The sequence below is a fragment of the Streptosporangium lutulentum genome (assembly GCF_030811455.1).
GTDB lineage: Bacteria > Actinomycetota > Actinomycetes > Streptosporangiales > Streptosporangiaceae > Streptosporangium > Streptosporangium lutulentum.
In genome coordinates, this window is record NZ_JAUSQU010000001.1 from 1520981 (window position 1) to 1534695 (window position 13715).

Genomic DNA, 13715 nt, shown 5'->3' on the forward strand with positions numbered 1-13715 from the left:
GTGATGTCTTGTCGAGAAATATCCGTTCGCGCACCCGTCGGGAGATTCTCGACGCCGCGTCCAGGCTGTTCGCCGTGGCGGGTTTCAAGGGCACATCCCTGCAGGACATCGCCGCGGAGGTGGGCTGTTCCAAGGCGACGCTCCTCTACCACTTCGACGGCAAGGACGCGATCCTCGTCGAGATGCTCGCCCCCGCGGTCGGAGCGTTCGACATGCTCGACAAGCAACTGGCCGGGCTCGCCGACGACACCGTCCAGTTCGCGGCGGTGAAGGGCTACGTCGACCTCGTGCTGCGCTTCCGGCGAGAGATCACCGTTCTGTACGGCGACATCCCGGCGCTGCTCGAACATCCCGCCCTGGCCGACGTGCAGGGCATGGTGGACCGCCTGCTCGACGCGCTGGCCGCCCGCTCGTCCGAACCTCCGGCCCAGGTCACGGCTCTGATGGTTCTGGGCGCCGTCCCCGTCGTCTGCATGAAGCCCGCCGCCATGGACGACGACGAGTTACGCGACGTCCTGGTCCGCAGCGCGGCCGGGACGCTCAACGTGCGCGGCGCCTGACCTCGGGCGACCGCTTTCTCCCCTCCATTCCGACAGGGATACTCTTTTGGCTACTCTGCTGTACAGGCTCGGCCGTGCCTCCTTCCGCCATAGACGGCTGGTACTGGCCCTCTGGCTCGCCGTACTGGCCGTCGCCGGCGTCGGCGCCCTCGTCTTCATGGGCCCCACGGCCAGTAACTTCACCATGCCGGGGACGGAGTCGCAGCGTGCGCTCGACTCCCTGGCCAAGCATTTCCCCCAGGCCGCGGGCGCCACCGGGACCGTCGTCGTCGCCGCTCCCGAGGGCGAGAAGCTGACCGCCCCGAAGAACCAGGCCACGGTCCAGGCGCTCACCAAGGAGGCTGGAACGCTCCCGGGCGTGGTGGCCGCCGTCGACCCGTTCCAGGTCGGGGCGGTCTCCCCGGACGAGCGCTACGCGCTGATCCAGGTGCAGTTCGCCGTCGGCGGCGACGAGCTGACCGACGCCCAGCACGCGGCGTACGAGAAGGTGGGCGGCGCGGCCGAGGCCGCGGGCCTGCGGGTGGAGCGCGGCGGCGAGATCATGTCGGGTGAGCCCGAGATCGGCTCGACCGAGGCGCTGGGCGTCGGCGTGGCGGCGATCGTGCTGATCGTCACGTTCGGCTCGCTGGTGGCCGCCGGGATGACCCTGCTCAACGCGCTCATCGGCGTGGGAGTCGGCATGGCCGGGCTGTTCGCGCTCAGCGGCGTCGTGGAGTTGACCGCCACGGCTCCGGTGCTCGCCCTGATGCTCGGCCTGGCCGTCGGCATCGACTACTCCCTGTTCATCAGCTCCAGGCATCGCCAGAACCTGCTCGACGGGCTGGAGCCCGAGGAGGCCGCCGGCCGGGCGGTCGGCACGGCCGGATCGGCCGTCGTCTTCGCCGGTGCCACCGTCGTCATCGCGCTCGCCGGGCTGTCGGTGGTCAACGTCCCGTTCCTGACCGTGATGGGCCTGGCCGCCTCGGCCACCGTCGCCGTCGCCGTGCTGGTGGCGATCACGCTGCAGCCCGCGCTGCTCGGCTTCGCCGGCCGCAGGATCCTGGCCCGCCGGCACCGCGCCGCCTCGAAGCCGGGCGCCCACGAGCGCGCGGGCTTCGGCTTCCGCTGGGCCTACCTCATCACCCGTCTGCGGGCGGTGGTCATCATCGCCGGGGTGCTGGGGCTGGCCGTGCTCGCCGTACCCGCCAAGGACATGCGCCTGGCACTGCCCGACGCGGGCACCGCGTCCGCGGACTCGGCGGCGCGCAAGGCGTACGACCTCATCGCCGAGGGGTTCGGGCCGGGGTTCAACGGCCGCCTGGCCGCCGTGGTCACCGGTGACTCGCCCGAGGCCGCCGGCCGTGCCGCCAAGCAGGCCGCCACCCTCATCCAGGGCACCAAGGGTGTCGTCGCGGTAACCCCGCCGCAGTTCAACGCCCTGAAAACCACCGCGCTGCTCGCCGTCATCCCGAGCACCGGGCCCACCGCCGCCGCCACGGAGGCCCTGGTCCACACCATCAGGGCCAAGGTCGCGAACCTCGACGGCGCCGAGGTGGCCCTGACCGGCCAGACCGCGATCGGCATCGACGTCTCCGAGAAGCTCTCCGACGCCCTGCCCGTCTACCTGCTGCTCGTGGTCGGACTGTCCATCCTGCTGCTGATGCTGGTCTTCCGGTCGGTGCTGGTCCCGATCAAGGCGGCGCTCGGATTCCTGCTCACCGTCGGCGCCACCTTCGGCATCACGGTCGCGGTCTTCCAGTGGGGGTGGCTCGCGGGCCTTCTCGGGCTGGACACACCGGGACCGCTGGTCAGCTTCCTGCCCATCCTGCTCATCGGCATCCTGTTCGGCCTGGCGATGGACTACCAGGTCTTCCTGGTCTCCCGGATGCGGGAGGACTTCGTCCACGGCAACACCGCGGAGCAGTCCACCATCTCGGGGATGGGCCACGGCGCCCGCGTCGTCACCGCGGCCGCGCTGATCATGATCTCGGTCTTCGCCGGCTTCGTGCTGCTCGACGACCCGATCATCAAGTCCATGGGCTTCGCCCTCGCCGTCGGTGTGGTCATCGACGCGTTCGTGGTACGGATGACGATCGTTCCGGCCGTCATGTCCCTGCTGGGCGACAGGGCGTGGTGGATGCCCCGATGGCTGTCGAGGGTCCTGCCCAACGTCGACATCGAAGGCGAGCAGCTGCGCGCGCACCTGGACCGGGAGACCTCGAAGGTGACCGTCCACAGCTGATCCATCCCACTGGTGGCCGGGCGGCGTCGTGCTGCCCGGCCATCGGTCTGTCACCGCACAGCGCCGACACCACCCGGCACGGACCCGCCCGCGGGCGCCGTCTCTCCCGTGCCACGGATCGGCGTAGATCCGTTCATCGGTGAAATCGCACACCTCCGTTGCACATTAACCCCCTGGGGGTATGTTATGTTCATCGAACCGGGATACCCCGGCTGGGTATTTGCGAGGAGGGTCTCATGTGCGGCGTGGCGGACGACGTCTCCGCGCGGGTCGAAGCGGGCGGGGGCGTCCGCGGGGCGGCCCGTGAGCACCGTGTCCCGCCGGCTCTCGCCGGTCTCGGCGATGCCGGCGGCATGATCGGCGCTGAGGCCGATCCGGCCGACGGCCCGGTCGTCGTCGCAGGCGGAATACCCTGCCGGGGTACCTTGTTGCAGTGAGGAGGAGCGAGACACAGGGGGAGAGATGCACGGATACGCCGACAGCAAGCAGGACCACCTGCGGCGGCTGCGCCGGATCGAAGGTCAGGCCCGCGGGCTGCAACGGATGGTCGAGGAGGACAAATACTGCATCGACATCCTCACCCAGGTGTCGGCGGCCAACCGGGCACTGCAGTCCTTCGCCCTCTCCCTGCTGGAGGAGCATCTGGCGCACTGCGTGGCCGAGGCCACGGCCAAGGGCGGCCCCGAGGCCGAAGCCAAGATCAAGGAAGCCTCCGACGCCATCGCCCGTCTCGTCCGTTCCTGACCATCACGTAGATCGACACGTAATTCCATCCAAGAGGAGTGACCGTTATGACCACCACCACCACCTACACCGTCAAGGGTATGACCTGCGGCCACTGCGTCAGCTCGGTCACCGAAGAGATCACCGAGGTCGCAGGGGTCACCGGCGTCGAGGTGGACCTGGCCACCGGCCTGGTGACGGTCGGCAGTGACGGCCCGGTCGACGCCGCGGCCATCACGGCCGCGGTCAAGGAGGCCGGATACGAAGTGGTGACTCCCTCATGAACACGCCGGCCAGGCTGGGGGCCTACGCCCTGGGCCTCGTAGTGATCTTCGGTGGAGCCCTCGGCGCCGGTACCGCGGTGGGCTCCACCGGCGCCGCGCCCGTCGTGGGCGGCGACGGAGCCCACGCGACCCCGCCCCCGAGCCGGGCGGCGGACGGCCACGGAACCCACACGGCTCCGTCCCCGAGCCAGGCGACGGGCGGCCATGAAGCCCACGACGAGACGGCCCCGAGCCGGACGGCGGCCGATGACTCCACCCCGGGAGGGCTTCAGGTGTCCCAGGACGGCTACACCCTGACCCCCGAGACGACGGAGATCAAACCCGGCGAGGCCACGGACTTCCGGTTCCGCGTGATCGGTCCCGACGGCAGGCCCGTCACCCGCTACCAGGTGCGACACGACAAGAAGCTGCACTTCATCGTGGTCTCCCGCGACCTGGGCGACTTCCAGCACCTGCACCCCGAGCTCGCCGGCGACGGCTCGTGGTCGGTGAGGCTGACGCTGCCCGAGGCCGGTGACTACCGGGCGTTCGCCGACTTCGCCCCCGAGGGAGGCCCGGCCCTGACTCTCGGCACCGACCTGCGGGCAGGTGGCGCCTACGAGCCCGGGGAACTGCCCGCGACGAGCCGCACGTCCACGGTCGACGGCTACACCGTCACCCTCGACGGCGACCTGGTCCCCGGAAAGTCGAGCAAGATCACTCTGAAGGTGAGCAAGGACGGCCACCCGGTCACCGACCTGCAGCCCTACCTGGGCGCCTACGGGCACCTGGTCGCGCTGCGCGCGGGAGACCTCGCCTACCTGCACGTGCATCCCGACGGGGAGCCGGGCGACGGCAGGACCCAGCCGGGCCCGGAGATCACCTTCTACGCCGAGGCGCCCAGCCGGGGCGACTACCGGCTGTTCCTGGACTTCCAGCACGCCGGAACCGTGCGCACCGCGGACTTCACCCTCCACGCCGGCCAGGACGCGACCCCGGCGAAGGCACCCGCTCCCGCCCCCTCGACAGGCCACTCGGACTCCGGCGAGCATGATCACTGACGCCCGGCATGACGAGAAGAACAGTACGATGAGCGAAAGGAGCAGGTGATGTCCTCTCTCACGGACGACAGACCGCAAGGCACGGTCGAACTCTCGATCGGCGGCATGACCTGCGCGTCCTGCGCCAATCGGATCGAGCGCAAGCTCAACAAGCTCGACGGCGTGACCGCGACCGTCAACTACGCCACGGAGAAGGCCCGGGTCACCTTCGACAAGGGCATCGATCCGCAGGAGCTGATCGCCGAGATCGAGAGGACCGGCTACAGCGCCGAGCTTCCCGCGCCGCCCCGGGCCGAAGACGCGCCGCAGGAGCCCGAGGACGAGCTCCTGCCCCTGCGCCGGCGACTGATCACCTCCGTGGTGCTCGCCGTACCGGTGATCGCGATGGCCATGATCCCGGCGCTGCAGTTCACCTACTGGCAGTGGCTGTCGCTCACCCTGGCCGCGCCGGTCGTCGTCTACGCCGGCTGGCCGTTCCACAGGGCCGCGTGGATCAACCTGCGCCACGGCGCCGCGACCATGGACACCCTGATCTCGCTCGGCACCGTCGCCGCCCTGGGCTGGTCGTTGTGGGCGCTGTTCCTCGGCAGCGCGGGCGTTCCCGGCATGGTCCACCCGTTCGCGTTCACGATCGAGCGCAGCGACGGCTCGGGCAACATCTACCTTGAGGCCGCCGCGGGCGTGACCGCGTTCATCCTGACAGGCCGTTACTTCGAGGCCCGCGCCAAACGCCGCGCCGGCGCCGCCCTGCGGGCCCTGCTGGAACTGGGCGCCAAGGACGTCGCCGTCCTGCGCGACGGGTCCGAGACCCGGATCCCGGCCGACCGGCTGGCCGTCGGGATGCGGTTCGTGGTCCGGCCCGGCGAGAAGATCGCCACCGACGGCGTGATCGAGGAGGGCTCCTCCGCGGTCGACGCCTCCATGCTCACCGGCGAGTCGGTGCCGGTCGAGGTACGGCCCGGCGACGCGGTGACCGGCGCGACCGTCAACGCCGGCGGCCGCCTGGTCGTCCGCGCCACCCGCGTCGGCTCCGACACCCGGCTCGCCCAGATGGCCAGGCTGGTCGAGGACGCCCAGAACGGCAAGGCCCAGGTCCAGCGGCTGGCCGACCGCATCTCCGGGATCTTCGTCCCGATCGTGATCGCACTGGCCGTCGGCACGCTCGGCTACTGGCTGGGCACCGGAGGCGGCGCCGGTGCGGCCTTCACCGCCGCGGTCGCCGTACTGATCATCGCCTGCCCCTGCGCCCTGGGCCTGGCCACCCCGACCGCGTTGCTGGTCGGCACCGGCCGCGGAGCCCAGCTCGGCATCCTGATCAAGGGCCCCGAGGTGCTGGAATCCACCCGCGCCGTCGACACCGTCGTGCTCGACAAGACCGGCACCGTCACCGAGGGAAGGATGACCCTCACCGGCGTCCACCTCGCCGACGGTGAGGACGCCGCCGAGGTGTTGCGCCTGGCGGGTGCCCTGGAGCACGCCTCCGAGCACCCCATCGCCCAGGCCGTCGCCCGGGGCGCCACCGAGCGCGTGGGCGAGTTGCCCGTCCCCGAGGACTTCGCCAACCTCGAAGGTCTCGGCGTCCAGGGCGTCGTCGACGGGCACGCCGTGCTCGTCGGCCGCCCCGCCCTGCTCGCCGAATGGTCACAGCACCTGCCGGCCGAGCTGGAGGGGGCGCTCACCGAGGCGCGGGCGGCGGGCCGTACGGCCGTCGCGGTCGGCTGGGACGGCAAGGCCCGCGCGGTCCTGGTGGTGGCGGACACGGTCAAGCCGACCTCGGCCGAGGCGGTCCGGCGGTTGCGCGGGCTGGGGCTGACCCCGGTGCTGCTCACCGGTGACAACGAGGCCGTGGCCCGGTCGGTGGCCGACGAGGTCGGCATCGACGAGGTGATCGCCGAGGTGCTGCCCGCCGACAAGGTCGACGTCGTCAAGCGACTGCAGGCCGAGGGCCGCAGGGTCGCCATGGTCGGCGACGGCGTCAACGACGCCGCGGCACTGGCCCAGGCCGACCTCGGCCTGGCCATGGGGACCGGCACCGACGCCGCCATCGAGGCCTCCGACCTCACCCTGGTCCGCGGCGACCTGCGGGTGGCCGCCGACGCCATCCGGCTGTCGCGCCGGACGCTGCGCATCATCAAGGGCAACCTGTTCTGGGCCTTCGCCTACAACGTGGCCGCCCTGCCCCTGGCCGCGCTCGGCCTGCTCAACCCCATGATCGCCGGAGCCGCGATGGCCTTCTCCTCGGTCTTCGTGGTCGGCAACAGCCTGCGCCTGCGCCGCTTCAGCTAGCGGGGGAGCGCCGGTGTGGCCGGAGGCGGACGCATCGCCTCCGGCCACACCGGCGTTCCGTCACCCCCGGACCCGCACGGGCTCGAACCCGGTGGTCACGGTGCCGTCCCCGGTCGCGAAGCGATCAGCCGGCTTCGCTGAGGGCCGTGGATCGTCGTGACCTTCTCACTCCGCGGCGCAGAAGAAGGGCGACGGCGAAAACGGCGCCGACGAGCAGCGCGATGGACGCTCCCGCGGCGACGTCGGCGAGCATGGAGATCCAGATTCCGGTGAGCCCGCAGGCGACGCCGATCACGGCGGCCAGCGGGAACAGAACGGCGAGGCGGTCGCTGAGCAGCCGGGCGGTGGCGGCCGGTCCGACGAGGAGGGCCAGGGTCAGGATGGCTCCGAGCGCGGGGACGGTCGCCACCACGGCCATCTCGACGAGGGCGAGCAGCGCGAGGTCCAGCAGTGTCACGGGCAGTCCCGCCGCCGCGGCGCCATCGGGGTCGAAGGCCCGCAGCAACAGTTCCTTGCCCAGCATCGCGAGCGTGAGCAGGATCACGCAGGCGACGACGGCGGTCGTGACCAGGTCGGAGGCGCCGACGGTGAGGATGTCGCCGACGGTGTAGGCGGTCAGATCCTTGGTGAAACCGGCCTGCGCGGAGACCAGGACGACTCCGAGCGCGAAGCCGCAGGCCAGGGCGACGCCGGTGGCCGCGGTGAAGTTCTGCCCCCTGCCCCGGCCCAGGAACACGACCCCCGCCACGATGAGCAGGCCGAAGACGCCGCCGCCGAGGAACAGGTTGATGCCGAGCAGGGCCGCGACCACGATGCCGGGGAAGGTGGCGTGGGTGAGCGCCATGGCGAAGAACGACAACCTGCGAGTGATCACGAAGACGCCGACGACCCCGCCCATGGCTCCGACGAGAGCGGCTTCCAGCAGGGCCCGGTGCACGGCGAAGTCGAACCAGCTCATCCGGTCACCCCCGTCGAGATCCCGGACGAGGCCGTGCCGGGGGACCCGGCCGCCGCGCGTCTCCGGCCGATTCGGCGGCGGGCCACGCCTCCGAGCCCGGCCAGCAGATAGAGGCCGGTCAGGACGAGGACGACGGTGCCGCCCGCGGCCAGCCGTACCCCGTGGTGGACGGACGCCTCGTAGCTGGCCGCGAGGCCGAGCCAGCCTCCCAGCACGCCGATCACCACGGCCAGCGGCACGATGAGCGCGAGCCGGTCGGACAGCGCACGGGCGGCCGCGGCGGGCACGATCAGCAGTGCGATGACCAGGATGGTGCCCACCGCGCGCACGGCGGCCACGATGACCACGGCGACGAGCAGATTGGTCACCAGGTCGAGCGACCTCGTGCGATAGCCGGCGGCCTCGGCCGTCTCGGGATCGAAGGCGCGCAGCAGGAGCGGACGCCGCAGCAGGGCCAGCGTCGCGATGACGACGACGGATATCAGCGCGGTCTGCGCCAGTTGCTCCTCGGTGACGGTCAGGACGCGGCCGAACAGGAAGGCCGTCAGGTCGGTGGTGTAACCGCTCTGCCGGGAGACCAGCACCACGCCGAGCGCGAACAGCGAGGTGAGCAGCATGGCGAGGGCGGAGTCCTCGTTCACCGCGCGCCTGCCGGTGAGAAGGGTGAGCAGCACCGCGGTCACCACGCCCGCGGCGAGCGCGCCCCAGAAGATGCCGCCCTCGCCCGCCGCGAGGTAGCCGATGACCACGCCGGGAAAGACGGTGTGGGTCATGGTGTCGGTGACGAAGGCGAGTCTGCGCAGCAGGACCAGCACGCCGACGGTGCCGGCCAGCGCGCCGAGGATGACCAGCTCGATCAGCGCGCGGGCCATGAAGGGGGTGGCGAAGGGCGCGAAGAGGTTCATGACTGGGCCACGATGACGCGGTCACCGCGCAGTTCCAGCGCGTGTCCCCCGTACGTCGCCCGCAGGCCCTCGGGGGTCAGGACCTCCTCGGCCGGGCCGAAGCCGAACTGGTACCGGTTGAGCAGGCACACCTCCTCGCAGGCGAGGTGGGCGATGGCCAGGTCATGGGTGCTGATCACCACGCTCGCGCCCTGGCCTTTGAGCGCGGTGATCGCCTCCAGCAGCGCGTGCTGGCTGACGGCGTCGACGCCGTTGAACGGCTCGTCCAGCAGCAGCAGCCGAGGCTGGGCGGCGATCGCCCGCGCGAGCAGCACCCGCTGGCGTTGCCCGCCCGACAGCGTGCCGAACCTGTGCCGCGCGCGATGGGTGAGACCGACCCGCTCCAGCGCCTCCGCCGCCGCCGCGCGATCGGACCTGCCGGGGCGCCTGAGCCAGCCGATCCTGCGGTACCGGCCCATCATCACGACCTGCTCGACCGAGACGGGGAAGTCGGGGTCGAGGGTGTCGGCCTGGGGCACGTAGGCGACGTCGCGGCGCGCCAGGGCGGGAGTGCGGCCCAGCACCTCGATCGTGCCTCGCACGACCGGGACCAGATCGAGGATCGCCTTGATGAGGGTCGACTTGCCCGCCCCGTTGGGACCGATCAGCGCGACCGCCTCACCCGGGTGGACGACGCCGTGGATCTTCTCCAGCACCGGCACGTCGCCGTACGCGATGCTGGCGTGTTCCAGTCGCAGGGTGACGTCCCGGGGCGCGCCGTCTTCGGGCGGGAGGTCCGGGGGAGCGGGGTCAGCCATTGAGCGCGCCGACGATGACATCGGTGTTGTGCTTCTCCATGTCCAGGTAGGTCGCGCCCGCCGAGCCCTCGGGGCCGAGCGTGTCGCCGTACAGGGAGTCCTCGCCGGCCTCGACCTTCACGCCCGCCTCCGTTCCGATGGCCTGGGCGGTCTTGGGCGGCAGGGAGGACTCGGAGAAGACGGCGGTCACCCCGGTCGACTTGATCTTGGCGACGAGGTTGGAGATCTGCTTGGCCGACAGCTCGGCGGAGGTGTCGAAGCTGGGGATGATCGAGCCGATGAACGTCAGGTGATAGCGGTCGATGTAGTAGCCGAAGGCATCGTGGTTGGTCACCAGTTTGCGCCGGTCGGCGGGGATCGTGTCGATGCGCTTGGCGATGTCGGCGTCCAGGGCGTCCAGCTTGGCGTCGTAGGAGTCCAGATTGGCCTGGTACGCGGTGGCGTCGGGGGCGTCCTTGGCGGCGAGGGCCTTCTCGATGTTCGCCGCCATGATCTTGGCGTTCTGCGGGTTGTGCCAGATGTGCGGATCGCCCGCGCTCTCCTCCTCCGAGCCGTCGCCCTTGCGGATGGTCACGCCCTGGCTGGCGTCCACGACCTGGCCCTCGAACCCGGCCGAGGAGATCACCTGGTCCAGCCACTTCTCCAGGCCCACGCCGTTCTTCACCACGATGTCGGCGTCCGCGATGGCCTGGATGTCGGCGGGTGAGGGTTCGTAGTCGTGCGGATCGACGTTCGGCCTGAGGATCTGGGTGACGCTGACCTTGTCGCCGCCGATGTTGCGGGCGAAGTCGCCGACCTGCGTGGTGGTGGCGACCACCTTGAGCGGGCCGTCGGCCGCCGCCGAGGTCGCGACCTGGCCGGATGCGGCCGAGGACGTCTGAGCGGCGCCGGCCTGCCCGCAGGCCGTGGCCAGCAGCGCGATCAATCCGGCGCTCGCCGCAAGACCGCTTCGAGATGAGAACACGGGTGATTCGTCCCTTTTTAGGGTAGATGTATGGATTCAGTCGAATCTTCCATAGAATGAAAATGATTGTCAAGTTGGTTATCGTTCTGTCAGGCAGGGGCGATGATCGCGGCTCTCCGTCCCCTCCCTCGCGGAGCGCCCGACCGGCGCCCGCCTCCGGCCGACCGGGGCTTTTACGCCGGGTGGCCGGTGACGCCCTCAGGAGTGGCAGGGGCGCGGACGCGAGCCCAGGAGTTCCGGATCCCAGGGGTCCTCGCCGGGAACGTCGCGGACTTCGATCAGATCGGCACGGCGGTTGCCCGCGCACTGCGGGGTCGCCACCGGGACCCGCTCGGAGAAATGGGAACGCAGATCGTCCAACGGGCAGGACGTGCCGGTGAGCCCGGTGTTCGCGCACTGATCCGGGACACTGTGCCGGTCTTCGCCCCCGGAGTGAACGGCGGAGCACCGGCCGACGTTTCGGTAGCGTCGGGTCCATGACGATCGCCAAGTCCCTGCTGTTGTTCGCCCTCGCGGCCGTCGCGGAGATTGGCGGCGCGTGGCTGATCTGGCAGGGGGTGCGCGAGCATCGCGGACTGCTGTGGATCGCCGCCGGCGTCATCGCGCTGGGAGCCTACGGATTCGTCGCCGCCTTCCAGCCGGACCCCCACTTCGGCCGGATCCTGGCCGCCTACGGCGGGGTGTTCGTCGCCGGGTCCCTGCTGTGGGGCGTCCTGGCCGACGGCTTCCGCCCGGACCGCTGGGACCTGATCGGGGCGGGGATCTGCCTGGTCGGCGTGGTCGTCATCATGTACGGTCCGCGCGGCTGACCGGCGCCTCGCCTCCCGCTCGCCGGGCTCGCTCGTGCGGCCGTCACCACCGCCGCCCTCATCTCATCGGTGAGGACGGCTCACCGGTGAGGGCGGCGAAACGGGGGACGCGTGATCAGGGTCCCGAGACGGGCGAATCGGGCCGCAGGAGGTCCGTGAACAGCTTCTCCCACATGGGAGTGACGGCATCGGGGGCGTAGTCCCGCGCCGTCCGTACGGCCGCCTGGCCCATTCGCCGCCGGAGTTCGCGGTCGGAGATGAGACGGCTCATGGCCGAGGCCAGCGCGTCGACGTTCTTGGGCGGCACGAGCAGCCCGTCGACCTCCTCGGTGATGACGTCGCGGGGGCCGGTCGGGCAGTCGAAGGCGACGACCGGCAGCGCGTGGGACATGGCCTCGATCATCACCATCGGCAGCCCCTCGAACCGGGAGCTGAGCACGTACAGCGAGGACCGGGCCAGTTCCTCGTCGAGCCGGTTGCTGCGGCCCATCAGGGTGACGTTGTCCTCAAGCCTGTGTTCCTTGATGAGCGCGCGCAGCGCGGCTTTCTTGGGACCGGTGCCGTAGATGCGCAGCCGCCAGTCCGGATGGTGCCGCACGACCTGCCCGAACGCCGGGATGAGCAGGTCGAACCCCTTCTGCGAGACGAGGCGGCCGGCGGCGATCACGAGCCGGCTGTCCTGCGTGGAGGGCTTCTGGTCGAGGGTGTGGATCGCGTTGGGGATCCGCACGACCGGGGTCCCGGGCAGCAGCGCCTGGTAGTCCGCGCGGTCGGTCGAGGTGAGCACCGCGACCGTGTCCAGCCGGCCGTAGTAGCGGGCGATCTCCTGCCGGACGCTGTCGGGGTGGGTGGCCAGGTTCATGTGCTCCTGGGCGACGCGCACGACGCTTTTCGGGGTACGGCGGGCGGAGATGAGGTTCAGCGCCGGGCGGGTGGTGACCAGGATGCCGTCCTGGAGCCCGGAGACGTAGTCGATGACGGCCTTCTCCACCCGCTCGGTGAAATAGGACGCCGCGAACTCGCCGTAGGGCACGATCTTCCCGCGGATCCTTCGCCAGGCCTTGCGGGCCGTCGAGTCGGGCCGCACCCCGTCACGCTGGTCGGCCAGGGCGGTGATCTCGACGCGCGGGTCGACGGAGAACTGGGGTTCGTCGCGGCGGCGCACCACGCTGATGATCTCGACGTCGTGCCCGGCGGCCGCCATCGCGTTCGCCTGGTTGACCACGGTGCGGATCGTGCCGCCCATGCCGTAGGCGTGCAGGAGCATGTAACGGATCTTCATGTGGCCGCCAGGTATCCCCACGTGACGGACATCGGCCGCAGGACGTCGGGTATCTGGTCAGGCCGGGGAAGATCGCGTCCTTGCTGCACGGTCCCTGTCTGGATCTTGTCCTTCCAGTCGCCGAGGCCTTTCTGGATCACGGCCTGCGTGCCGTAGGAGAGCATCTGAGGCTCCCAGGGGATGCCGAGGAAGTCGCAGATGCTCCGGGTCTGGGTCTCCGGGTCCTCGGTCAGGTCCTCGTAGCGCACGGTCAGGCCGGTGAGCGCGCGGCGGGCCCGCTGCACCGCCTTCATGTAGCGCAGGGCGTCGAGTGCGGCCTCCTCCGGCGTGCGGCGGTCCGGGCTGGCCTCGTGCCAGGACTTCGCGATGGAGGCGGGGTGGCGCAGCAGGAAGACGAAGCGGGCGTCGGGCCAGCAGGTGGCGATGCGCTCGAAGGCGAAGGCGTTGGCCGGCGTCTTGTCCGCGATGAAGGACTTGCCGCTGCGGACCAGCTCCCGGTGGAGCACGCGATCCCACAGCAGGTGCTCCAGGTCGGCCTGGTTGTGGCCGAGAGCGTCCATCGCCTTGCGCGACAGCGGGGTGCCGAAACCCACGGTCAACCGGCGTACGTGCAGCTCGTGCGGGGCGTGCACCATCGAGTGGGCGTTGAGCACCGATCGCAGGAGCGTGGAACCCGACCTGACCGGCGAGAGGATGAAGATCGGCGCGGTCAGCAGCCGGTCCGCCGGGTCGGTCGGTGGCCTGACGAGTTCCTTCGCCGCCGACTCCTTCACCGGGCTGACAGGGGTCGCCGCGGGCAAAAGCCCTGCTTTCCCTACCCGATTAAACTGGAATCCCGTAAACCTGACCAAGGCGTTGTTGACCGTCCGCTGCCAGCTCATGACGA

The 13715-nt window shown here is 70.7% G+C and carries 15 protein-coding genes; 8 read left to right on the top strand and 7 right to left on the bottom strand.

Annotation, left to right across the window (positions count from 1 at the left end):
- Positions 1 to 8 precede the first annotated feature (8 nt).
- From J2853_RS06305 to J2853_RS06335, 7 genes are all read left to right on the top strand, one after another.
- The gene (locus J2853_RS06305) at positions 9 to 560 is read left to right on the top strand and encodes a TetR/AcrR family transcriptional regulator (protein WP_307555904.1); all 552 of its coding nucleotides are present in this window, start codon (positions 9 to 11) and stop codon (positions 558 to 560) included.
- A 46-nt stretch (positions 561 to 606) separates the two neighbouring features.
- On the top strand, positions 607 to 2781 hold the full coding sequence (locus J2853_RS06310) for an MMPL family transporter (protein WP_307555906.1): 2175 nt from the start codon (positions 607 to 609) through the stop codon (positions 2779 to 2781).
- Positions 2782 to 3017: 236 nt separating this feature from the next.
- A complete protein-coding gene (locus J2853_RS06315) occupies positions 3018 to 3218 on the top strand; it encodes a hypothetical protein (RefSeq protein WP_307555908.1) in 201 nt (66 codons plus the stop codon).
- 25 nt (positions 3219 to 3243) lie between these two features.
- Positions 3244 to 3525, top strand: coding sequence for a metal-sensitive transcriptional regulator (locus tag J2853_RS06320; protein WP_307555909.1), 282 nt, complete (start codon positions 3244 to 3246; stop codon positions 3523 to 3525).
- A 47-nt stretch (positions 3526 to 3572) separates the two neighbouring features.
- A complete protein-coding gene (locus J2853_RS06325) occupies positions 3573 to 3788 on the top strand; it encodes a heavy-metal-associated domain-containing protein (RefSeq protein ID WP_307555911.1) in 216 nt (71 codons plus the stop codon).
- On the top strand, positions 3785 to 4828 hold the full coding sequence (locus tag J2853_RS06330; protein ID WP_307555913.1) for a DUF8832 domain-containing protein: 1044 nt from the start codon (positions 3785 to 3787) through the stop codon (positions 4826 to 4828). The genes J2853_RS06325 and J2853_RS06330 overlap by 4 nt, the downstream gene beginning before the upstream one ends.
- Before the next feature lie 48 nt (positions 4829 to 4876).
- A complete protein-coding gene (locus J2853_RS06335) occupies positions 4877 to 7114 on the top strand; it encodes a heavy metal translocating P-type ATPase (RefSeq protein WP_307555915.1) in 2238 nt (745 codons plus the stop codon).
- A gap of 124 nt (positions 7115 to 7238) precedes the next feature.
- Here the strand turns inward: J2853_RS06335 and J2853_RS06340 are convergent, their stop codons facing one another.
- The 5 genes from J2853_RS06340 to J2853_RS06360 all read right to left on the bottom strand — a co-directional run bounded on the left by J2853_RS06340 (position 7239) and on the right by J2853_RS06360 (position 11098).
- Positions 7239 to 8072 carry a metal ABC transporter permease gene (locus J2853_RS06340; protein WP_307555917.1) on the bottom strand — a complete coding sequence of 278 codons (834 nt, stop codon included), beginning with the start codon at positions 8070 to 8072 and terminating at the stop codon, positions 7239 to 7241.
- The gene (locus J2853_RS06345; RefSeq protein ID WP_307555919.1) at positions 8069 to 8977 is read right to left on the bottom strand and encodes a metal ABC transporter permease; all 909 of its coding nucleotides are present in this window, start codon (positions 8975 to 8977) and stop codon (positions 8069 to 8071) included. Before J2853_RS06345 ends, J2853_RS06340 begins: the two co-directional genes overlap by 4 nt.
- Positions 8974 to 9774 (bottom strand): metal ABC transporter ATP-binding protein, encoded by an 801-nt coding sequence (locus J2853_RS06350; protein WP_307555920.1) that lies wholly within the window; start codon positions 9772 to 9774, stop codon positions 8974 to 8976. The genes J2853_RS06345 and J2853_RS06350 overlap by 4 nt, the downstream gene beginning before the upstream one ends.
- Positions 9767 to 10738 (bottom strand): metal ABC transporter substrate-binding protein, encoded by a 972-nt coding sequence (locus J2853_RS06355; protein ID WP_307555922.1) that lies wholly within the window; start codon positions 10736 to 10738, stop codon positions 9767 to 9769. The genes J2853_RS06350 and J2853_RS06355 overlap by 8 nt, the downstream gene beginning before the upstream one ends.
- 198 nt (positions 10739 to 10936) lie before the next feature.
- Positions 10937 to 11098 carry a hypothetical protein gene (locus J2853_RS06360; protein ID WP_307555924.1) on the bottom strand — a complete coding sequence of 54 codons (162 nt, stop codon included), beginning with the start codon at positions 11096 to 11098 and terminating at the stop codon, positions 10937 to 10939.
- A gap of 116 nt (positions 11099 to 11214) precedes the next feature.
- On the opposite strand from J2853_RS06360, the gene J2853_RS06365 reads away from it, so the two are divergent.
- Positions 11215 to 11547, top strand: coding sequence for a YnfA family protein (locus tag J2853_RS06365; protein ID WP_307555926.1), 333 nt, complete (start codon positions 11215 to 11217; stop codon positions 11545 to 11547).
- A 115-nt stretch (positions 11548 to 11662) separates the two neighbouring features.
- Here the strand turns inward: J2853_RS06365 and J2853_RS06370 are convergent, their stop codons facing one another.
- Both J2853_RS06370 and J2853_RS06375 read right to left on the bottom strand, forming a co-directional pair.
- On the bottom strand, positions 11663 to 12829 hold the full coding sequence (locus J2853_RS06370) for a glycosyltransferase family 4 protein (protein WP_307555928.1): 1167 nt from the start codon (positions 12827 to 12829) through the stop codon (positions 11663 to 11665).
- The gene (locus tag J2853_RS06375; RefSeq protein ID WP_307555930.1) at positions 12826 to 13629 is read right to left on the bottom strand and encodes a sulfotransferase family protein; all 804 of its coding nucleotides are present in this window, start codon (positions 13627 to 13629) and stop codon (positions 12826 to 12828) included. Before J2853_RS06375 ends, J2853_RS06370 begins: the two co-directional genes overlap by 4 nt.
- Positions 13630 to 13715 lie beyond the last annotated feature (86 nt).